The organism is Bradyrhizobium sp. USDA 4454 (assembly GCF_054822705.1).
This window is the reverse complement of the sequence record NZ_JBTRCN010000001.1, coordinates 1,779,613-1,799,242: the sequence shown is the minus strand read 5'-3', so window position 1 is coordinate 1,799,242 and position 19,630 is coordinate 1,779,613. Positions and strand designations below refer to the sequence as shown.

Annotated in this window: 21 protein-coding genes; 9 read left to right on the top strand and 12 right to left on the bottom strand. The window is 63.8% G+C overall.

Annotation, left to right across the window (positions count from 1 at the left end; genetic code table 11):
• Positions 1 to 366: 366 nt before the first annotated feature.
• Positions 367 to 768, bottom strand: a complete 402-nt coding sequence (locus ACVIW0_RS08100; protein WP_461351835.1) for a MarR family winged helix-turn-helix transcriptional regulator — start codon at positions 766 to 768, stop codon at positions 367 to 369.
• 588 nt (positions 769 to 1,356) lie between these two features.
• Positions 1,357 to 2,910 (bottom strand): porin, encoded by a 1,554-nt coding sequence (locus tag ACVIW0_RS08095; protein WP_461351834.1) that lies wholly within the window; start codon positions 2,908 to 2,910, stop codon positions 1,357 to 1,359.
• 314 nt (positions 2,911 to 3,224) lie between these two features.
• On the opposite strand from ACVIW0_RS08095, the gene ACVIW0_RS08090 reads away from it, so the two are divergent.
• Positions 3,225 to 3,716, top strand: a complete 492-nt coding sequence (locus tag ACVIW0_RS08090) for a MarR family winged helix-turn-helix transcriptional regulator (RefSeq protein ID WP_461351833.1) — start codon at positions 3,225 to 3,227, stop codon at positions 3,714 to 3,716.
• Between the two features lie 43 nt (positions 3,717 to 3,759).
• Here ACVIW0_RS08090 and ACVIW0_RS08085 read toward each other — a convergent pair whose 3' ends face one another.
• Complete coding sequence (locus tag ACVIW0_RS08085; protein ID WP_461357275.1) at positions 3,760 to 5,007, bottom strand: MFS transporter; 1,248 nt, start codon at positions 5,005 to 5,007, stop codon at positions 3,760 to 3,762.
• Between the two features lie 98 nt (positions 5,008 to 5,105).
• Positions 5,106 to 5,651, bottom strand: coding sequence for a hypothetical protein (locus tag ACVIW0_RS08080; RefSeq protein WP_461351832.1), 546 nt, complete (start codon positions 5,649 to 5,651; stop codon positions 5,106 to 5,108).
• Positions 5,652 to 5,793: 142 nt separating this feature from the next.
• On the opposite strand from ACVIW0_RS08080, the gene ACVIW0_RS08075 reads away from it, so the two are divergent.
• The 4 genes from ACVIW0_RS08075 (at position 5,794) to ACVIW0_RS08060 (ending at position 9,361) form a co-directional block, all read left to right on the top strand.
• Complete coding sequence (locus ACVIW0_RS08075; protein ID WP_461351831.1) at positions 5,794 to 6,003, top strand: hypothetical protein; 210 nt, start codon at positions 5,794 to 5,796, stop codon at positions 6,001 to 6,003.
• 96 nt (positions 6,004 to 6,099) lie between these two features.
• On the top strand, positions 6,100 to 6,396 hold the full coding sequence (locus ACVIW0_RS08070; RefSeq protein WP_461351830.1) for a hypothetical protein: 297 nt from the start codon (positions 6,100 to 6,102) through the stop codon (positions 6,394 to 6,396).
• A gap of 312 nt (positions 6,397 to 6,708) precedes the next feature.
• Complete coding sequence (flhA, locus tag ACVIW0_RS08065) at positions 6,709 to 8,841, top strand: flagellar biosynthesis protein FlhA (RefSeq protein WP_461351829.1); 2,133 nt, start codon at positions 6,709 to 6,711, stop codon at positions 8,839 to 8,841.
• A 319-nt stretch (positions 8,842 to 9,160) separates the two neighbouring features.
• Positions 9,161 to 9,361, top strand: coding sequence for a hypothetical protein (locus tag ACVIW0_RS08060; RefSeq protein WP_229188127.1), 201 nt, complete (start codon positions 9,161 to 9,163; stop codon positions 9,359 to 9,361).
• Between the two features lie 220 nt (positions 9,362 to 9,581).
• Here the strand turns inward: ACVIW0_RS08060 and ACVIW0_RS08055 are convergent, their stop codons facing one another.
• The 4 genes from ACVIW0_RS08055 to fliI form a co-directional block, all read right to left on the bottom strand.
• Positions 9,582 to 10,556, bottom strand: a complete 975-nt coding sequence (locus tag ACVIW0_RS08055; RefSeq protein ID WP_461351828.1) for an anti-sigma factor — start codon at positions 10,554 to 10,556, stop codon at positions 9,582 to 9,584.
• Between the two features lie 3 nt (positions 10,557 to 10,559).
• Positions 10,560 to 11,105, bottom strand: coding sequence for a sigma-70 family RNA polymerase sigma factor (locus ACVIW0_RS08050; RefSeq protein ID WP_461351827.1), 546 nt, complete (start codon positions 11,103 to 11,105; stop codon positions 10,560 to 10,562).
• Positions 11,106 to 11,340: 235 nt separating this feature from the next.
• Positions 11,341 to 11,760, bottom strand: a complete 420-nt coding sequence (fliJ, locus tag ACVIW0_RS08045; RefSeq protein ID WP_016848565.1) for a flagellar export protein FliJ — start codon at positions 11,758 to 11,760, stop codon at positions 11,341 to 11,343.
• A 105-nt stretch (positions 11,761 to 11,865) separates the two neighbouring features.
• Positions 11,866 to 13,191, bottom strand: a complete 1,326-nt coding sequence (fliI, locus tag ACVIW0_RS08040; RefSeq protein ID WP_461351826.1) for a flagellar protein export ATPase FliI — start codon at positions 13,189 to 13,191, stop codon at positions 11,866 to 11,868.
• A 367-nt stretch (positions 13,192 to 13,558) separates the two neighbouring features.
• Between fliI and ctrA the strand changes: the two genes are divergently transcribed.
• The 4 genes from ctrA to ACVIW0_RS08020 all read left to right on the top strand — a co-directional run bounded on the left by ctrA (position 13,559) and on the right by ACVIW0_RS08020 (position 16,442).
• On the top strand, positions 13,559 to 14,260 hold the full coding sequence (gene ctrA, locus ACVIW0_RS08035; RefSeq protein WP_016848562.1) for a response regulator transcription factor CtrA: 702 nt from the start codon (positions 13,559 to 13,561) through the stop codon (positions 14,258 to 14,260).
• A gap of 143 nt (positions 14,261 to 14,403) precedes the next feature.
• Positions 14,404 to 14,808, top strand: coding sequence for a DUF350 domain-containing protein (locus ACVIW0_RS08030; protein ID WP_461351825.1), 405 nt, complete (start codon positions 14,404 to 14,406; stop codon positions 14,806 to 14,808).
• A 15-nt stretch (positions 14,809 to 14,823) separates the two neighbouring features.
• Positions 14,824 to 15,252, top strand: coding sequence for a hypothetical protein (locus ACVIW0_RS08025; RefSeq protein WP_461351824.1), 429 nt, complete (start codon positions 14,824 to 14,826; stop codon positions 15,250 to 15,252).
• A gap of 32 nt (positions 15,253 to 15,284) precedes the next feature.
• The gene (locus ACVIW0_RS08020; RefSeq protein ID WP_461351823.1) at positions 15,285 to 16,442 is read left to right on the top strand and encodes a glutathionylspermidine synthase family protein; all 1,158 of its coding nucleotides are present in this window, start codon (positions 15,285 to 15,287) and stop codon (positions 16,440 to 16,442) included.
• 170 nt (positions 16,443 to 16,612) lie between these two features.
• On the opposite strand, the gene ACVIW0_RS08015 is transcribed toward ACVIW0_RS08020, so the two are convergent.
• The 4 genes from ACVIW0_RS08015 to ACVIW0_RS08000 all read right to left on the bottom strand — a co-directional run bounded on the left by ACVIW0_RS08015 (position 16,613) and on the right by ACVIW0_RS08000 (position 19,614).
• Positions 16,613 to 17,485: a CheR family methyltransferase gene (locus tag ACVIW0_RS08015; protein WP_461351822.1), complete on the bottom strand. Its 873-nt coding sequence runs from the start codon at positions 17,483 to 17,485 to the stop codon at positions 16,613 to 16,615.
• Positions 17,482 to 18,648, bottom strand: coding sequence for a protein-glutamate methylesterase/protein-glutamine glutaminase (locus ACVIW0_RS08010; protein WP_461351821.1), 1,167 nt, complete (start codon positions 18,646 to 18,648; stop codon positions 17,482 to 17,484). Before ACVIW0_RS08010 ends, ACVIW0_RS08015 begins: the two co-directional genes overlap by 4 nt.
• Before the next feature lie 75 nt (positions 18,649 to 18,723).
• Positions 18,724 to 19,089, bottom strand: coding sequence for a response regulator (locus ACVIW0_RS08005; RefSeq protein ID WP_021081912.1), 366 nt, complete (start codon positions 19,087 to 19,089; stop codon positions 18,724 to 18,726).
• A 54-nt stretch (positions 19,090 to 19,143) separates the two neighbouring features.
• Positions 19,144 to 19,614, bottom strand: a complete 471-nt coding sequence (locus ACVIW0_RS08000) for a chemotaxis protein CheW (RefSeq protein WP_461351820.1) — start codon at positions 19,612 to 19,614, stop codon at positions 19,144 to 19,146.
• Positions 19,615 to 19,630: the final 16 nt, after the last annotated feature.

Below are 19,630 nucleotides of genomic sequence, written 5' to 3'. Positions count from 1 at the left end.
CCGCGCGACGCTGGCGGCGAAATCGCAAACGCCAGTCACCCAGCTCTCCCAAGAAATTATTCCAATACGGCTTCATTTAATTGAAGTAATTCGGCGCCAGCAATCGTTGATATGGCGGCGCAGGAATGCATTGCGCTTATGCCTGAGGGGCCGAATGTTGCTGCGGCAATCATTTGCCTAGCGGATGCTCAGTAGACCGCCCCTGTGTTGTCCAGTTCGCCTGTCGCGTGTGGCGAACTGCTCTCGGCGCAGGCACGCTCACGGGATCGCGAGAATTGGCAGGGCTCCGGTCACTCGACTGTGACTCCGACACGCAAGCGGCACCGACGCGCGACGGCATGGCGCCGTTCGATCAGCACCCGACAGCTAGAACGCGACGGCGTCGTTGTCCTTGACGAGGTAGCCTTGCACCGCCAGCGCGCGATCGCTCGATTTGATGAATCGCTCGACGAGATCAAGAAAGATCGAGAACTCCTCATCGTTCATGCAATCGAGCCAAACGTCATTGACGTCGGATTGCATCGGCCCGAGCGAGTCGAGAAGGACGCAGCCGGCGGGCGTGACGGTCAGCTTGGTCCGGCGCCGATCAGCCAGATCACCGGCCTTCTCGACCAGCCCAAGCTCGCTCAGGTGCTGGATCGCCTTGGTGACACCCGCGCTGGTCAGCCGGAGATAGGCAGCGACCGTGACCGGGAAGACGTCGCCCCTGGTCTCGAGGTAACGGATCGTGGTCAGGATCGTGTACTGAAATGCCGGCGATGCCGGCACGCGCCGCATAACCCTGGGTCAGGTGGTGGTGGCGCGACGACAGCGAATGCAGGCAACAGGTAAGGCGCTGCAATTGCAGCTCGGTCGTCTTCGCGGAAAGGCCCACCGAAGGTCTGCGATGGTGGTTTGATCTAGCAACTGCCTTCGGCATACCGTGCCTACACTCCCGATCAACCTCAATTAGATGACATAGTCATATAATATTTTTCGCGTGTCGCGCATCACGATGCGGAGCAGTTTTCGATCCGGGCTTCACGAGTACGTGCGTCGCGGCAGCGACAGTTTTGCACCGTGGGATCGCTGCGCATTCCCGAAGCGGGCGATCGGGTCGCTCAAACGAAGAACCTCCGGCAGGGCATTGCCGGAGGTTCTGGAGGTTAGTTCATGAAGATGTGTAATGTCTCCTCATCATCATGGTCGGCAGAGCAACCGACGTCTAGTTTGTATACTAATGTTAGTAAATCATACAACAGACTCTTCTTTCAAAATCGCAAGCCGCCTTCAAATCGAAAGCCGCTTTCAAAATCAAAGCCCCGAGAGTTTCCCGTCGAGGCTTTGCTTGGCGATCAAGTTTGGATCAACCGGATATTACCAGTTGCGCTGCGCGCGGAGCAGCAGGGTCAAGGTGTCCTGATCCTTCAGCTCGTACACCGCTGCCGGCTTGCCGATCGAGGCGCTGCCGGGGAAGGTGATCGTGCCGGCGTACTTCTGATCGAGATGGGTGTAGGTCAGGTCTGCCGAGAAGGTCAGGTTCTTGACCGGTGTCCACTGCGTCTGCGTGCCGATCTGCGCGATGTTGTAGTCCGGGTTACACGAGGTCAGGCCCGCGGTGCCGAACACGGCGCCGAACGAACCGCCAACGCCGCTGCCGGTTGGTCCACAGATCGCAGACTTCGACGTATCGTTGTAGTGAATGCCCGCGTAAGCACCATAGATGCTGGTGTTCCAGTTGGGGCTCCAGTTATGGATATACGCACCGCTCATGCCCCAGGTCTGGATCAACTGCTGCTGGCCGCCGCTGACGAACACGCTGTCCGGAGCCATGCCGAAGCCGATGCTCTGATAAGCGCCGGGAATGTTGGTCCCACCGAAGTAGGTGACAGCACCGGAGATCGACAGATCCTGGATGTTGTAACGGGTTGCACCGTCGGTATAGACGCCCTGGATGTTGATGGTATCGCCGGGTCCGGTCGGGATGTTCTTGATCGACAACGCCAGCTGAGCAGCCCAGCCCCACTTGTCGTCCGGATGACCGGTCAACTCGGTGCCGCCATAGTATGCTGCGTGGTTGTCATGCGCCGCGAACGACGCCTGGAACAGACCCCAGGCCTGGTCGACACGGAGAGCCGCGACGAGGTCCGGAGAAATCGTGCCGGCATAGTCGCTTGCGCCATAGGCACCGAGAGCACCGCTACCCAGCGTGCCGAGATTCTGCACGCCGGCCTGATAGTACTGGGTCTGATCCTGCGCCGACAGGGCCAGCGACACGCCGTTGCCGAACTGCGCGGTGTAGGTGAACTGGTTGACACCCGTGACCGTGCCGCCGCCGCCGACGAGACCGTCGAAGTTGTTGCCCGGATAGTTGGTCCACGGCGTCGAGAACTGCGAGACCGCCTTACCGATGGTGAAGCCCGCGAACTGGATGAAGGCGTAGTAGACGCCAAGCGTACCGGCAGCAACGCCGCCGGAGGTCGCGTTGTTCGGAGCAGCCGCCGTCCCGATTGGCGAGTAAACGGTCGCGCCGTTGCCTTGCCCACCGTAGGTGTCCGACGTCCAGCTGAAGGTCAGGTCGACATAGGTGCGAACCACGCCGTACTCGGTCGCGGTGCGGGTGTCGACGTTCAGATCTTCACGCGAGCGCCACGTGTAGCCGTTGGTGAAGCGATTCTGTGCGCCACCGGCGCCTGACGTGTTGCCGGAGGCGTCCGAGTTCGTGTTCGCGAGAACGTCGGCGCGCAAATAGCCGCCCAGCTTGATGCAGGTGTCGGTGCCGGGGATGAAGTAGAAGCCCGGACCATAGAGCGAGCAGACCTTCACGTACTCGACTGCCTTGGCCTTGACCGGAAGGTCGGCCGCCATGGCGCCGCTGCTTGCGACGAGAGTTGCCACCGAGCCCAACAAAAGGCCCTTAACGATCTTCATGCTATCCTCCAAGTGATGCCTTGCACTGTTGGCAAAGCGACAAAAGTTCCCGTTCCCGAAAACCGCTGCCGCGCAGCCATTTTCAAGATGCTCGTGGTCAACTCGGCCACTGCAGGCGTGAGATGGTGGATGCCCCCCATCTACGATGCGGAACAATGCAATTGGGCAGTCACATATTCAACTTATATTAGTTAGTCATTCTATGTTTGCGCACCCCCTGTGTCATTCAGGCAACGCACCAGCCAACATTTTTGTCAGGCCAGCTTCAAAAATCGCTCGATATCTGTGAAGATGAATTTTTGTTAAGGATCGTCATGAGCGAGCGCAAATCGACCGACAAACTACAGGACGCAGCCGAGCGATTGGCCTGGGAGATCGTGTCGACCAGCATCCGGCTGGATGAACTGCGCAGCATCTGGGCCAAGATGATCGGAATCACCGGTCCGCAATGGATGATCATGACCGTGCTGGCGAATGCCGAGGACCGCAATGTCGGCCTGCCCGTCGGCGCGGTGTCGCGGGCGCTGCGCGTCGATCAGTCGTTCGTGGTGACGCAGTCAAAACTGCTCGAAAAGAAGAATCTGCTGCGCCGGAAGAGTTCGACCGAGGATGCCCGGGTCGTGAACCTGTCGCTGACCGAGCACGCCAAGAAACAGATGGCGAACCTGTCCGCGCAGCGCAGGGAGTTGAACGAGTTCGTCTATGCCGACCTCGATTTGCGCGAGCTGCTGCAACTGACCGGCAAGATGGATTCGATCAAGAACCGCCTGGAAAAGGCGATCGCAAGGATCTCGGTCGACCTTTAGATCATGATGCGTTTTCCACTTTTCCGGATCATGCTGTAGTGGATCAAGCGACCGCCAGCCGCTGCCGCGCCCGCATCAAGAGCAGCAGGATGATGCTGACATTGAGCAGGTTCCAGGCGAGGCCATTGGCGAAGGCTGCGGCATAGGAGCCGGTGGCGTCGAAGATCACGCCCGAGATCCAGCCGCCGAAGGACATGCCGAACACCGAGGCGAAGATCACGATCCCGATCCGGGTCGCGGCCTCCGAGGCCGGCATCGCCTCGCGCACGATGATGGCGTAGCTCGGCACGATGCCGCCCTGGAACAGGCCGAACATCGCCGAGATGATGTAGAGCGAGGTCAGGCTGTCGAAGAACAGATAGAACAAGAGAGCCGCGCCCTGCGCGATCGAGCCGATCAGGAGCGTGCGGATGCCGCCGATCCGGTCGGCGAGGAAGCCGGAGCCGATCCGGCTGATGATGCCGAAGCCGAGCATCAGCGACAGCATCTCAGCGCCGCGCGCCACGCCGTAGCCGAGATCGCCGCAATAGGCGACGATGTGCACCTGCGGCATCGCCATCGCCACGCAGCAGGAGATCGACGCCAGCGACAGGATCGCGGTCAGCGCATTGGTGGACAGGCGGAGGTCGATCCGCGGCGGCGCCGCGTTGGCATGGCTGCGCCGGGTCGCCGCCCCCATCAACACACGCAGCACCATGAGCGCGAGCGTCATCGTGACCACGGTGAAGATGCCGATCGCGATATGGGTGGTGCGCCATCCGACGCTCTGGATGCCGAAATTGACCAGCGGCGGCCACACCGTGCCGCCGACATAATTGCCGCTGGCGGCAATCGCGACCGCGAGGCCGCGGTAGCGCTCGAACCAGTGCGAGGCTTCAGCCATCAAGGGGCCGAAGGTCGCGGCTGACGACAGGCCGATGGCGAAATGCAGCAGGATGAAGGCCCAGACCGACGGCGCGTAGCCGGCACCGACATAGCCGAGGCCGAGGATGCCGATCCCGGCGCCGATCGCGGCGACGATGCCGTAGCGATCGCTGATCTTGCCGGTCACGACCTGGCCGATGCCGAAGCCGAGCATCACCATCGTGAAGGCGAGCGAGGCCGTTCCGCGGGTCGCGCCGAAATCGGCTTGCACCACCGGCAGCGCCACCACCACCGACCACATGCCGACGCTGCCGAGCGAACCGATCACCACGGCGACGACAAGGCGCAGCCAGGCCCGGCGCGAGTCGGGAATGAACGCAGCGGTAACGGGGGAAAATTTAGAAGAACCTTCCACGGCGCGCGCAATTTCGTCGGCAATTGCCTCCCGGTCAAGCGGCATTGCTGAGAGATTAGGCATGCAGCAGCAGGGGGGCCAGCGGCGGCCTTGCGGGCATGCGCGACGGTTCAATTGCCGAAATTCGGATCCTGCGACTGGAACGGGCCGCACTTGACGTGTTTGGCGAACCGCTGGTCGAAGTCGACGGTGCCGCCCGCGACCGGAATGCGGGTCGGCGGCAGACCCCGGAGGTACTGATCGACGGTCACGCTCTTCTCGTCCGCGCTCAGGGTGACGCGTACCGGCTCAAGCGGCTTGCCCTTGTTCACATCAGTCAAATCGAGCGTGTAGTAGCCGATTGCCGATTGTCCGCCCCGCATATGGCGATCGAGCGATTGCGGCAAATAGACCTCCATCCGGACGCCCTCGCCCTCGCAAGCCAGCATGCGGATCATCACCGCCTCGGCGCCGGGTGGCTTTGCGGCCGCGGCTGTCGCAACGCAAAGAGAAACGGCTGCGACGAGGCTGCACGGCACCAGCCCGCGCCTGTCAGTCACTGCAATGGTGCGGCGCATCCAGCATCCCCGAAACGAAGTCCAATCTGCATTAGGTCGGGCGGCGGGCCCGGCCAGTTCAATCGTGCCGCGCGCAGCGAGTTTGGGAATATCGGCCATCGCACCGCGATCCATTCTGACGAGAAAACTGCTACAATGCGAGCCGGTTCACACTGGCGGCTCGCCACCGGACCTATCATCCCGCCGGATGGCGCGTAGCTCGCACGATAAGGATCAAAGCGCATATCGTTGGAGGATCGTCATGCATTCGTCGTCAGCAGAGTGGTTACCCGTTGCGTCGGCGCCATCGGACCGTGAGCTCGAAGTCTGTGTCCTCGATTATGATGGCATGGTGCATGCGCTGATGTTCCCCTGCCACCGGGATGGCGCCGAATGGGTCGACCATGCCGGCAGCAAGCATCTCGACATCCAGCCGACGCATTGGCGCAAATGGATGGAATCGGCCAATTGAAGATCGACCCGAGACGGCCATCGACGATCTCGCGCCGGTTCGGATATTGAGCTAGAATTGCCACGCGAGGTTCAAGGGTGGGCCAGGAGGCTCGTCATGGAATCACACGTGATCCCTTTTGAAAATCGCTGGGCCAATGGCAAGCATGCCTGGGAGTGGCATTGCGAGCTCGAGCGGCTTGGTGTGCCGGTCGTTCGGACGATGTATTGCGAGCATGAGACGCACCGCCGCAACAAGTCGACGGTGGTGTTCGATATCCCTGCGGGTTTTGTCCACGACTGGCTGGCCTTCCACGACCGGCGCGACGCCCGGCGGCAATTGCTGTGGCGCGCCAGCGTGATCACGCTCGGCCTCATCGCCGCGTCGGGCGCCGTGCTCGGTGTGCTGAGATAGGGGCCGCGATCCCGCCCCCCGGAACAGCCGGACGGTCCGCCCCGCCCTTTCCGGCCAGGAATCCTTGTGCCAATCCCCCTGCCCGAACGCCTGCGACGTCCCGCGTGGCCCTTCCACGGCACTTATTAACCCTTTGCTAACCATACACCCGGCAAGAATTGCCGAGTGAAGTCGAGTGTCGTCGAACGCGTCTAACGGGCGGAGATCCCCGTGAACGCCAGCGCGGTGCCTCACTTTCGGAACGGCGGCCCTGCGGCCGTCGCGCAGACGCTTGGCGGCCGCAGCCGCCAGTCGCGGGGGAGAGCGGCTAGCATGGTCGACGTCACGGCGGGTCAGGGCACGGCAGGCAAGAGCGGATTGCCGAGCCTCGGCGAGATCGGCGACATCTTAAAGCGCGGCGACATCGCGCTGGCGATCGGCGTCCTCACCATCCTGGTGGTGCTGATCCTGCCGCTGCCCTCGATCGTGCTCGACCTGTTCCTCGCGGTCTCGATCACGGTCTCGATCCTGATCCTGATGACCTCGCTGTTCATCCAGGCGCCGCTGGAATTCTCGTCGTTCCCGACCATCCTGCTGATCTCGACCATGCTGCGGCTGTCGCTGAACATGGCCTCGACCCGGCTGATCCTGAGCCATGGCCACGAGGGCACGGCCGCCGCCGGCCACGTCATCGAGGCGTTCGGCAACTTCGTGATGGGCGGCAACTTCGTGATCGGCATCATCGTGTTCGCGATCCTGGTGATCGTGAACTTCGTGGTCATCACCAAGGGTTCGGGCCGCATCGCCGAAGTCGCGGCGCGCTTTCAGTTGGACTCGATGCCCGGCAAGCAGATGGCGATCGACGCCGATCTGTCCGCCGGTCTGATCGACGAGAAGGTCGCCAAGGAACGCCGCAAGGCGCTGGAGGACGAAAGCGGCTTCTTCGGTGCGATGGACGGTGCCTCGAAATTCGTCCGCGGCGACGCCATCGCGGGCCTTTTGATCGTCGGCATCAACATCGTCGGCGGCATCATCATCGGCGTCGCCCAGCAGGGCCTCTCCTTCAGCGAAGCCGCCCGCACCTACACCGTGCTGACGGTCGGCGACGGCCTCGTCACCCAGGTGCCGGCGCTGATCGTCTCGACCGCCGCCGGCCTGCTGGTCTCCAAGGCCGGCATTACCGGCGCCGCCGACAAGGCGCTGATGCGCCAGCTCTCCGGTTATCCGCAGGCGCTCGGCATGTCGGCCGGCGTCATGCTGGTGCTGGCGCTGCTGCCGGGCATTCCGACGCTGCCGTTCCTCGCGCTCGGCTCCGGCGCTGCGATGCTGGCCTGGAACGCGCGCAACCAGAAGCGGGCGGCGAAGGCCGCCGAAACAGCGGCAGCGGCCGCACCGGCTGCGGCCGCAGCGGCAGCCGCTGCCGCCGCGGAAGAGCCGATCGCCGCCGCGCTCAAGATCGACGACCTCAAGATCGAACTCGGCTACGCGCTGCTGCCGCTGGTCAACGGTCCCGACGGCACCGACCGCCTCACCGAGCAGATCAAGGCGCTGCGCCGCTCGCTTGCGATCGAGATGGGTTTTGTGATGCCGGCGGTGCGCATCCTCGACAACGTCCAGCTCGAGGCCAACAGCTATGTCATCAAGATCAAGGAAGTCGACGCCGGCACCGGCAAGATCTGGCCGAGCCAGTTCATGGTGATGGACCCGGCCGGCAATCAGGTGCAGCTGCCCGGCATCCACACCATGGAGCCGACCTTCGGCCTGCCCGCGACCTGGGTCGATGCCGGCCTGAAGGAAGAAGCCGCGCTGAAGGGCTACACCGTGGTCGATGCCGCCACCGTGCTGTCGACCCATCTGACCGAGCTGCTCAAGACCAACATGGCGGATCTGTTGTCCTATGGCGAGGTGCAGAAGCTTCTGAAGGACCTGCCGAAGGAACAAGGCGAGCTGATCAAGGACATCGTGCCGAGCCAGGTCACGGTGTCGGGCATCCAGCGCGTGCTGCAATTGCTGCTCGCCGAGCGGATCTCGATCCGCGACCTCTCGACCATCCTCGAGGGCATCGCCGACGCGCTGGCGTTCTCGCGCAACCCAGCCACCATGGTCGAGCACGTCCGCGCCCGGCTGGCGCGGCAGATCTGCGCCCAGAACACCTCGCCGAACGGCTATCTGCCGCTGATCGCGCTGTCGGCGCGTTGGGAGCAGGCGTTCGCGGAATCGATCGTGGGCCAGGGTGACGACCGCAGCCTGGCGATGCAGCCGTCGAAACTGTCGGAGTTCATGACCGCCGTGCGCAATGCCTTCGAACAGGCGGCACGCGAGGGCGAGGCGCCGGTGCTGGTGACGTCGGCCGCAATCCGGCCGTTCGTTCGCTCACTGGTGGAACGGTTCCGCTCGCAGACCACCGTGCTGTCGCAGGCCGAGATCCATCCCCGGGCCCGGCTGAAGACCGTCGGCAGCGTGTAGAGTCCGCAAATCATTTGCGTTTTCGCCTGTGTTTTCTCGCCACAGGCAACTGATTTATGTGGAACAGCCCGGATCGGCCCCATCTGGGATGCAGCATTCCAGCGCCGGTTCAAGATACTGATATTACGAACCTTTAATACGATGCGGGATTACCAAAAGGTCATTTCGATCGCGACTGATCACGTCTCATCACGGCCTTGTGATGGCCTCTAGGGAACGGAATCGGCAAATCCTACGTTAGCGAGGCACGAGACGTTGAACCGGGCAACAGACCAGACCGACAGATTTACTGAGAGTAGGAAGCCGGCAGGAGACTTCCATGAACCACTCGATCTACAGCGCTGATCGTACGACACACCTGAAAATTGTGGTCGTGGCGTTGGTCGCCGGTATCCTGGTCGCTGGTTTCGGCATCTCGGCGCACAATTCGTCGGACGAGGGTTACACCCAGACGGCACGTGTCATGAAGGCCGGCAAGCCGGTCGCGATCACGAGTTCGGGCACGTCGCTGGTCCGCTAACAGGAGAGATTCACGAATTCACGTGGTGTTCTTTACAGCCCCCCAAAGTCGCCACGTGGATATTTAAGACCCCCAACTACCCCCAAGTTGACTATCGAAAACGCCCGCTCCCCACGGGCGTTTTCTTTTTGTGCGGGGTGGCCGATCAGACTCACTCCTGCGCAACGCGCAGCTCCACGTCATTGCGAGCCAACCGGTCGGCGCGAGGGAGCGGCAACGTCTATCGCGGCGTGTTCGATGCGCCCGGCACGGTCTCGATCAGCTTGCCGGTGAAGATCGGCGCCGAGGTCGGCTGGCCGTTCGGCGAACCGCCGGCCTGCTCCACCGTTACCGCGTAGGTCGCGCCATTGACCACGTCGGGGTCGTAGCCCGAGAGGACGGGCCGCGCGGTGAAATCGTCGGCGCCGATCACGCCGAGCGAGCGCGGCTGCGGCAGCTTGTCGGAGATCAGCCAGAGCTCAAAGCTCTTGCCGGGCTCGGAGGTGGCGCCGACCTTGCGGACGGTGAAGTTCTTGGTCGCGCCGTCGATGGTCATGATGAAGGCCGGCCCGCCATTCGGCCCCTGCAACAGCGCGACATATTGTGCCGACGGCGTGAGTGCCGGCGCCGGCGTCTTCACTTCCACGGTCTGGATCCGCGGCTTCGGCCGGATCGCATTGGGCAAGGCGTCGGGCTTGTAGATCTGCAGGCCGAGCGTCACGAGCAGTGCTGCCGCGATCGCGGTCGCCGCCGACGCGATGCCGCGCCAGCGCCTCACGCGGCTCGCCAGCGCGATCATGTTGGTGCCGTCGTTGACGCCAAAACGTGGCTGGACCGGTGGCCGCCTGATCTCGGCCGGCTGCGGGATTTCTGATGACTGAGCAGGCTCCGGATCGAACGCCGAGCCGAATTCGGGATCGTCGGCGAGCGACGGCGGCGTGGTCGTCGCGGCCGGCATCTCGGGCAGCACCAGCGGCGCCTGCGGCGCGCCGGCATGGCCGATCGCCGCCCTGATGTTCTCCCAGACCACCGGACGCGGCTCGACCAGGCCGACCATCTGGTTCAGCGGCCCCAGCCTGAACTCCCAGGCCTGCACGAGCGCGGCGAACTCGCTGTCGACGGCCATCATGGCCTCGACCTGCGTGCGCTCATCGGCATCGAGCGTACCGAGCGCATATTCTGCGGCGAGCGCGATATGGTCTTCGCTAGTGGCCATCAATCAGAGTCCAAGACACTCCCGGATATCCATCAGGCTGCGGCGCAGCCAGGTCTTCACCGTGTTCACCGGTGTCTCGAACTTTACGGCGAGTTGCTCGCGGCTCCAGCCGTTGTAATAGGCGAGCAGCACGAGCTTCTGACGATCCGGCTCCAAACGACCGACGCACTCCAGCAATCGCTTCAACTCTTCCGTCATCTCACGCCGCGCCAGGGGATCGGGCTGCTCGGCGGCAACCTCCATCGCAGTCGGCTCTTCCTCCAGCGAGGTTTCGCCACGCTTGCGCACCACGTCGATGGCGCGATTGCGCGCGATCGACGTCATCCACGTGATCGGGGAAGCCAGCGCCGGATTGAACTGCCCAGCGCTGTTCCAGATCTTGACGTAAGCCTCCTGAATGACCTCCTCGGCGAGGTCCTGTCGCCGCAAGATACGGAGCACGACACCGAAGAGTTTCGCGCGGGTCGCGGCGTACAGCCGCTCGAAGGCGGCCTCATCGCCCCTGGCGACGGCGGCGATCAGCCAGACCAGCTCAGCCGGCGTCAGCATCTTGCGCCCCCCAAGCCTGCCCCCAAGCCTGCATCCCCCATCGCTGCCTTGCCACCCGTGCTGCCGATCATGGTCCGGACCGGTGGTAGCATATTTTGGGACACCACCATCCGCCAAGTGGCTGACGAGTGGCCGACAAGTGGCCGAGAGGCGGCCGGCTTGTGGACGGCGCCCAGCAAAAAGCCCGGGCGATCGGCCCGGGCTCGCAAATCTGGTCAGCGGAGGGAGCGAGACTTCAGGCGATGACGCCGAGACGGGCCCGCATCAGGCCAATCGAATCCATGTCGGCTTGCTCGCGGGCGCTCTCCTCCGCGCGTTCGCGCGCCTGGTCGCGCTCGTCGAGCAGTTCGACCTTCTTCAATTCCTCGAACGCCTCCGACAGAAGCGCCTTGGCGTCGTCGAGCTGGGCGCGCAGTTCGTCGGCCGAGCGGGTCAGGTTTTCCCGGCGCTGGATCGCGGCCTTGGCATAGGTCGGATAGGCGAAGTGCGTGGGATCGTTGATCCCGGCGCGCTCCTGCTCGGTCTGGATCTCGCGCTCAAGTTCGACGGACATGCGCTGGAAGTCGGCGATCATGCCCTCGATCTGGGTAACCCGACGGCGCTTTTCATCGACCTGAAATTTCTTCAGGCGGATCAGCGTTTCACGTGACTTCATCGACTCATACTCCCCAGAAGTCCCAAATCTGAACGCGGGACAGAGCCGGCTCCCCGCTGGGCCCCGCCGGCATAGCTATGGTCCGGAGATGATGGCCTGACAAAGTTAGCGTTCCGTTTCCAAACCCGACAGGATTTGAGCGAGTTGCCGGTAGCCGTCGCCGAGGCTGGTCGCCTCCTCCTTGGCCTGGCGCAGATAGGCCTCGAGCGGCTCATGCAGCCGGATCGCCTCGTCGACCGCGGCGCTGGAACCCGGCCGGTAGGCGCCGAGCCGGATCAGTTCCTCCATGTCGGCGTAAGTCGCCATCACCTGCCGCGCCTTATTGATGAAGGGCAGGTAGTTTGGATCGGCCGACTTCGGCATGGTGCGCGAGACCGATTTGAGGATGTTGACCGCCGGATAGCGGCCGCGTTCGGCGATCGCCCGCTGCATCACGATATGGCCGTCGAGGATGCCGCGCACCGCGTCCGCAATCGGCTCATTGTGATCGTCGCCGTCGACCAGCACCGTGAAGATCGCAGTGATGGTGCCATTGCCGGTGCCCGGCCCCGCCCGCTCCAGGAGCTTCGGCAGTTCGGTGAACACGGTCGGCGTGTAGCCCTTGGCGGTCGGCGGCTCGCCGGCCGAGAGCCCGATCTCGCGCTGCGCCATCGCAAACCGCGTCACCGAGTCCATCAGGCACAACACGTCCTGATCCTCGTCGCGGAAATACTCCGCGATGGCGAGCGTCAGATACGCCGCCTGGCGCCGCATCAGCGCCGGCTCGTCCGAGGTGGCGACCACCACGACCGAGCGCGCCAGCCCCTCCTCGCCGAGATCCTCCTGGAGGAATTCCTGCACCTCGCGGCCGCGTTCGCCGATCAGCCCGATCACCGAGATCGCGGCATCGACGTTGCGTGCCAGCATCGACAGCAGCACCGACTTGCCGACGCCGCTTCCAGCGAAGATGCCGAGCCGCTGGCCGCGGCAGCAGGTGAGAAAGGTGTTGAGGCCGCGGACGCCGAGATCGAGCGGCGGACCGACCCGCTTGCGCGAATGCGCCGGCGGCGGCGAGTTGCGGTAGGACATCGGCGAGGCGCCCTGCGGCAGCGGGCCCTTGCCGTCGATCGGCTCGCCCATCGCATTGACGACGCGGCCGAGCCAGGCCGGCGACGGCCGCACCTGGCTCGCCGCATTGGCGATCACGGCGCGGCAACCGCGCCTGACACCCTCGAGCCCGCCGAACGGCATCACCACCGCGTTCTCGCCGGAGAAGCCGATCACCTCGGCCGGAATGAAGCGGCCTGCGCCGACATCGATCACGATGCGGGCGCCGACCGACATCGCGTGAATCGGGCCTGCGATCTCGACCATCAGGCCGCGGACACCGACCACACGGCCATATATATTGACGCCGTCGATGTCGCCGATCTGCTCCGCAAGCGCCTTCATTGCGAAAACCTTAAGTTTCCGCGATTTTGCTCCAGCCGCTTAACTTCGTGTTTACCCGCATCATTAATCATTGCGTCACTGTCTTTGGTGACTGAGGTCGCTTGCTCATCAGAAGAAGGGCGAGTCGCGAGAGTCGGTTAGGCCCGGCTCTTAATGTGGAATCTGAACGGGCACGGTTAGGAAAAGCTTCTTCTACGCAATATCTTAGGGCGATTCGACAAAAATTGCACGGTTAGAGCTTGCGTGAAGGAATCAGTTTTTGTTAACCATATCTCGTCAGGATCCGAATCAGTTGTTCAAAGGCGTTTTGTGAGTGCCGCAAGTGCGGCCGACCTGACGCCCGGAGCGGCGACGATAGGGGACTGGCATGCGCGTTTTGCTGATTGAAGATGATAGCGCCGTCGCGCAGTCGATCGAATTGATGCTCAAATCCGAGAGTTTCAACGTCTACACGACGGACCTCGGTGAAGAAGGCGTCGATCTCGGCAAGCTTTACGACTACGACATCATCCTGCTCGACCTCAACCTGCCCGACATGTCCGGCTACGACGTGCTCAAGCAGCTCCGGGTCTCGAAGATCAAGACTCCCATTCTGATCCTCTCCGGCCTCGCCGGCATCGAGGACAAGGTCAAGGGTCTCGGCGTCGGCGCCGACGACTACATGACCAAACCGTTCCACAAGGACGAGCTGGTTGCCCGCATCCACGCCATCGTGCGCCGCTCCAAGGGTCATGCCCAGTCGGTGATCCAGACCGGCGATCTGGTGGTCAACCTCGACACCAAGACGGTCGAAGTCGGCGGCCAGCGCGTGCACCTCACGGGCAAGGAATACCAGATGCTGGAGCTGCTCTCGCTCCGCAAGGGCACCACGCTCACCAAGGAAATGTTCCTCAATCATCTCTACGGCGGCATGGATGAGCCAGAGCTGAAGATCATCGACGTCTTCATCTGCAAGCTCCGCAAGAAGCTCGCCAACGCCTCCGAGGGCCGCAACTTCATCGAGACCGTGTGGGGCCGCGGCTACGTGCTGCGCGAGCCGCACGAGGCCGACGAGCGCATTCCCGCCTGACGCTTTCTGCAGCAAACCTCCTCGACCCCGCCGCAAATGGCGGGGTTTTTGTTTGAATTGAACCCGCTGCCGGCATGCGCCGACCAAGGGAACGTGCAATCCTCCGTCGCGCGAATCCCGACAAACTCCCGGACCGCCCCGACATGATCCTGCAATCCCTCGCCGGCCTGCCGGCGTTCCTGGTCTATTTCTGCACCGCGCTGCTTGCCGTGGTCGCCTATTTGTTCGTCTACACGCGCGTCACCCCGCATGACGAATTCCAGCTGATCCGCGACAATGATTCCGCGGCGGCGATTGCGCTGGGCTTGAGCCTGCTCGGCTTCGTGCTGCCGGTGGTCAGCGCCATCGCCCATTCCGCCAACGTGATCGACTGCCTGATCTGGAGCATCATCGCGCTGATCGTGCAGATCATCGTCTATTACATCGTGAAGATCCCGGTGCCGAACCTGTCGGGGCGGATCGCCTCCGGCGAGGTGGCGGCGGCGATCTGGCTTGGGCTGTCCTCGCTGGCGGCGGGCGCGCTGAACGCGGCCTGCATGATCTACTGAGCCACGAGCCGAGCCATGGCGCGCAAACCCAACCCGGAATTCGGCAAGCGGCGGCCGGCCGTGCCGGCGGTATCGCCGCGGCCGGAGCCGCCGTCCAAGCGCTCCAACCATGTCGCGCTGCTGATCATGGGCACGCTCGCGGTCGGCGGCAGCGCCTATGCGCTGATGCCGCGGCCGAATTGCCAACCCATCCAGCCGACGCCGCCCGGCGTGACCGCACCGGGGGTCACCGCGCCGGTGCCGCCGCAACCCGGCGCCGATTGCGCACCGCGCAGTTCATCATCCGGGTCGGGCGGCGGCGGCAGCTCGTCGCGCAGCAGCTTCTACAGCGGCGGCTCCTCGTCGAGCGGCTCGTCATCCTCGTCGAGCTCGTCGTCAAGCTCATCGGTGAGCCGCGGCGGCTTCGGCTCGTTCGCGCATGCGTTCGGCTTCGGCGGCGGCTGATGCGAAGTTGACGAACAATCACGGTCCCCATCATGCAACGCATCGCATGCCCCGAACGCGACGATTGGCAGACCACCGCCGAGAACGCCGGCTTCACCTTCCACACCATCGACGGCGAACGTTACTGGGACGAGCGCGCCTATTACGCCTTCACGCTCGACGAGATCGAGCGCGATATCGAGGCGCCGACCGGCGAGATCGATGCGATGTGCCTCGAACTCGCCGGACGCGCGGTCAAGGACGAGCAAGTTCTGCGCCGGCTGAAAATACCGCAAGCGTTCTGGGATCTGATCGCGGCGAGCTGGCGCCGCAAGGACCCGAGCCTGTACGGCCGGCTCGACCTCAAATTCAGCGGCAGCGGCCCGGCCAAGCTGCTCGAATACAATGCCGACACACCGACCTCGATCTTCGAGGCCGCGGTGTTTCAATGGACCTGGCTCGAGCAGGCGATCGAACGCCACATCATCCCGAAGCGCGCCGACCAGTTCAACTCGATCCACGAGCGGCTGATCGAGGCCTGGAAGACGATCGGCGCCAACCATCCGCTGCATCTCACCGGGCTGACTGGAAACGCCGAGGACGCCGGCACGCTCGCCTATCTCGCGGACACCGCGGCGCAGGCCGGGCTGAAGACCACGCTGCTCGACATCGAAGAGATCGGGCTGCGCAGCGACAATCAATTCGTCGACCTCGACGAGATCCCGATCAGGCTCGCATTCAAGCTCTATCCGTGGGAGTGGATGTTTCACGACGCGTTCGGCAAGAATCTCGGCTCCGCGCCGACGCAATGGATCGAGCCGCCGTGGAAGGCGATCCTGTCCAACAAGGGCATCCTGCCGCTGTTGTGGGAGATGTTCCCAAACCACCCCAATTTGCTGCCGGCCTATTTCGAGGATGACCCGCAGGCCGCGCAGCTCGGCACCTCGTTCGTGCGCAAGCCGATCTATTCGCGCGAGGGCGCCAATGTCGAAATGGTCAGCGCCGGCCTCACGCTGGTGGCGGAGCAAGGCCCCTACGGCGCCGAGGGCTTCATCCGCCAGGCGCTGGCGCCGCTGCCGAATTTTTCCGGCCAGTATCCCGTGCTCGGCAGCTGGCTGGTCGACCACACGCCGTGCGGGCTCTCGATCCGCGAAGACGAGAACCCGATCACCGGCAACACCTCCCGCTTCCTGCCGCACGCGATTTTGTAGCGCGTGAACGATGAGGATGAACGCATCTCTTTCTCCGTCATCCTGAGGAGCCGCGCAGCGGCGTCTCGAAGGATGCACGGCCGGCTGGTGGCCGTCGACCCTTCGAGACGCCGCTGCGCGGCTCCTCAGGGTGACGGTGAGAGAGCGGAACTATCCTCGGAAAAATCGGGTCACCGCGCCGCTGACGCGACCGCCTTCAGCGCATGAACCGCGGCGCCGGCGCGCGCGACCGGGACGATGCTCGGCTGGTAGAGCCCGCGCCGCTCGGGATAGGGCTTGAACAGGGTCGTGATGCCGACCACCGACTCCGCCGCACCGAGCGCCAGCACGCCGTCGGGCTCGAGCATCCGTGCGATCTTGCCGAAGATCGCGGCCTTGGTGCGCTGATCGAAATAGATCAACACGTTGCGGCAGAAGATCACGTCGAAGGTGCCGAGATGCGAGATGTCCCCAAGCAGATTGAGCTGGCGATGCTGCACCATGCCGCGGATGTCGGCGTTGAGCTGCCAGAGCTCGCCCTGCTGCACGAAATACTTCACCAGTAGCTGGATCGGCAGGCCGCGCTGCACCTCGAACTGGCTGAACAGGCCGGCCTTGGACTTTTCCAGCACCGCCTGCGACAGGTCGGTGGCGACGATCTCGATGCGCCAGCCGGCGAACAGCGCGGTCATTTCCTTCAGCAGCATCGCAATCGAATAGGGCTCCTGCCCGGTCGACGACGCCGCGCACCAGATGCGAAGGCTGCGGCGCGCGGCGCGGGCCTGCGCCAGCGCCGGCAGCACGGCGTCCTTCAGATGGTCGAACGGGATCTTGTCGCGAAAGAAGAAGGTCTCGTTGGTGGTCATCGCCTCGACCACGTCCGACGTCAGCGCCTCGGCGCCGCCCTTCAGCCGCTGCACGAGCTCGGCGATACCGGCGAGGTTCGACCTGCGCGCCAAGGGCAGCAGGCGGCTCTCGACGAGATATTGCTTGCCGGCGGACAGATCGAGGCCGGAACGCTCTTTCAGCAGCCTACGCAGATACTCATAGTCCAGCGGCGTCACGAACGATCTCCCGCAAATACGCGAACAAGCTTCGGTGCGATCTGATTGAGCGGCAGCACCGCGGCGCAGATGCCGGCATTGACCGCAGCACCTGGCATGCCCCAGACCACGCTGGTCGCTTCATCCTGGGCGATCACGCTGCCGCCGGCGGCGACGATGTCCTTGCCGCCGCGCATGCCGTCAGAGCCCATGCCGGTCAGGATCACCGACATGATGCTGCCCTGCCAGACATCGATCGCGGAGGTGAACATCGGATCGACCGCGGGCTTGCAGAAATTGACCGGCGGCCCGTCGTCGAGCGCGATCACCGCATCGATGCCGTGCCGCGCGATGCGCATGTGGCGTCCGCCCGGCGCCAGGTAGATCCGGCCGGGCTTGATGCTCTCGCCCTCGATTGCCTCATGCGCCGGCCGCTTGCTAGCGCGCGCCAGATGCTCGGCGAGAATCGTGGTGAAGGTCGGCGGCATGTGCTGGGTGATCAGCACCGGGACGCGGTCGATCACCGAACCGATCTCCGCAACCAGCGACATCAGCGCCTGCGGGCCGCCGGTCGAAGAGCCGATCAGCAACACCTTCGGTGCCAGCAGGCCGAACGCACGGCGCGAGATCGGAGCCGGCGCGGCATGCGGAGGCGCGGGCGCCACGATGCGCGATTTGTCGTGACCGGGGGCGAGCGGCGGGCTTGCCGTGGCGTGCACGGTGCTACGGCGCGCCCTGGCCCCGAGATGACGGATCTTCTGGATCAGGTCGTGGCGGAAGGTTTCCGCGGCGGTGGGCTCGCGCGTGCTCTCGGGCTTTGGAATGTAATCGGAGGCGCCGAGCGACAGCGCCTTCAGGCTGATCTCCGCGTTGCGGCGGGTCAGCGTGGAGGCCATGATGATGACGAGATCGCGCTTCTTCGCGAGCAGCTGCGGCAGCGCCGAGATGCCGTCGAGATCGGGCATCTCGATGTCGAGCACCGCGACATCGGGATTGAAGCGCTCGAGCTGGTTGACGGCGTCGAGGCCGGTGCGCAGCGAAGCCACGACCTCCATGTCGGGCTCGGCGCCGATCCAGCGCGAGATCATCCCGCGGATCACCACGGAATCGTCGACCACCATCACCCGCACCTTGTCGGTGCGGATCGATGCCGGGACCGCAGAACTTGTCAACGCAACACTCATGACTTCACCAGCGACGCAACACGACGCACAACAACCGTTGAGCCGAAGGCTTCTGCCGCCGGATCGAACAGAAACTTAAATGAGCCCGACTTCCTGGAACTTCGCGGTGACGATGTCCCGATCGAACGGCTTCATGATGTATTCGTTGGCACCGGCATGCAGCGCACGAGCGATATGCGCGACGTCATTCTCGGTGGTGCAGAATACGACCTTGGGCTGATCGCCACCGGGCATGCGGCGGAGATTGCCGAGAAACTCGTAGCCGTCCATGACAGGCATGTTCCAGTCGAGCAGCACGGCTTCGGGCATCGCGCGCTTGCAGGCTTCGAGCGCCTTGGCCCCGTCCTCGGCCTCGACGATCGTGAAATCGAGTCCTTCCAGGATGCGGCGGGCGACCTTGCGAATGACGCTTGAGTCATCGACTACAAGACAGGTTCTCATCTGCGACCTCTACTTCCTCATCCCCGGTGGGATGTTTCAGTTGTTCAGTTCTGCTCACGCCGCTTTGGCGTCGGGCACCAGTTCGAGCACGCGATCGACATCGAGGACGACCATGAGCTGGCCGTCGAGGCGGTGGACGCCGCCGGCGAGCTTGGCCATGCGGGGATCGAGGTTGACCGGGTTGTCCTCGCGGCTGTCGTCGGGCAGCCGCAACACCTCGCCGATCTGGTCGATCAACAGGCCATAGGATTCGCCGCGCTGGTCGACCCCGACCGCCATCGGCGGCTTATCGTCATCGGCCCTCGGCAGCCCGAGCCGGGCGCGCATGTCGACCACGGTGACGATGCGGCCGCGCAGATTGAGCACGCCGGCGATCTCGCTGGAGGACAGCGGCACCCGCGTCAGCCGCTCCGGCATGAACACGTCCTGCACCCGGGAGATCGGCAGCCCGAACAGCTGGCCGCCGATCACGGCGGTGACGTATTCGGCGACAGCGCCTTCACTGGTCTCAGTCTTGCTGGTCATCGATGCTGGTTCCCTG

Bases quoted from the DNA above. Each gene is read 5' to 3' on its own strand.
- ACVIW0_RS08095 (WP_461351834.1), bottom strand. From the start codon at position 2,910: ATGAAGATCGTTAAGGGCCTTTTGTTGGGCTCGGTGGCAACTCTCGTC.
- ACVIW0_RS08090 (WP_461351833.1), top strand. From the start codon at position 3,225: ATGAGCGAGCGCAAATCGACCGACAAACTACAGGACGCAGCCGAGCGA.
- ACVIW0_RS08080 (WP_461351832.1), bottom strand. From the start codon at position 5,651: ATGGCCGATATTCCCAAACTCGCTGCGCGCGGCACGATTGAACTGGCC.
- ACVIW0_RS08075 (WP_461351831.1), top strand. From the start codon at position 5,794: ATGCATTCGTCGTCAGCAGAGTGGTTACCCGTTGCGTCGGCGCCATCG.
- ACVIW0_RS08070 (WP_461351830.1), top strand. From the start codon at position 6,100: ATGGAATCACACGTGATCCCTTTTGAAAATCGCTGGGCCAATGGCAAG.
- flhA (WP_461351829.1), top strand. From the start codon at position 6,709: ATGGTCGACGTCACGGCGGGTCAGGGCACGGCAGGCAAGAGCGGATTG.
- ACVIW0_RS08060 (WP_229188127.1), top strand. From the start codon at position 9,161: ATGAACCACTCGATCTACAGCGCTGATCGTACGACACACCTGAAAATT.
- ACVIW0_RS08055 (WP_461351828.1), bottom strand. From the start codon at position 10,556: ATGGCCACTAGCGAAGACCATATCGCGCTCGCCGCAGAATATGCGCTC.
- ACVIW0_RS08050 (WP_461351827.1), bottom strand. From the start codon at position 11,105: ATGCTGACGCCGGCTGAGCTGGTCTGGCTGATCGCCGCCGTCGCCAGG.
- fliJ (WP_016848565.1), bottom strand. From the start codon at position 11,760: ATGAAGTCACGTGAAACGCTGATCCGCCTGAAGAAATTTCAGGTCGAT.
- fliI (WP_461351826.1), bottom strand. From the start codon at position 13,191: ATGAAGGCGCTTGCGGAGCAGATCGGCGACATCGACGGCGTCAATATA.
- ctrA (WP_016848562.1), top strand. From the start codon at position 13,559: ATGCGCGTTTTGCTGATTGAAGATGATAGCGCCGTCGCGCAGTCGATC.
- ACVIW0_RS08030 (WP_461351825.1), top strand. From the start codon at position 14,404: ATGATCCTGCAATCCCTCGCCGGCCTGCCGGCGTTCCTGGTCTATTTC.
- ACVIW0_RS08025 (WP_461351824.1), top strand. From the start codon at position 14,824: ATGGCGCGCAAACCCAACCCGGAATTCGGCAAGCGGCGGCCGGCCGTG.
- ACVIW0_RS08020 (WP_461351823.1), top strand. From the start codon at position 15,285: ATGCAACGCATCGCATGCCCCGAACGCGACGATTGGCAGACCACCGCC.
- ACVIW0_RS08010 (WP_461351821.1), bottom strand. From the start codon at position 18,648: ATGAGTGTTGCGTTGACAAGTTCTGCGGTCCCGGCATCGATCCGCACC.
- ACVIW0_RS08005 (WP_021081912.1), bottom strand. From the start codon at position 19,089: ATGAGAACCTGTCTTGTAGTCGATGACTCAAGCGTCATTCGCAAGGTC.
- ACVIW0_RS08000 (WP_461351820.1), bottom strand. From the start codon at position 19,614: ATGACCAGCAAGACTGAGACCAGTGAAGGCGCTGTCGCCGAATACGTC.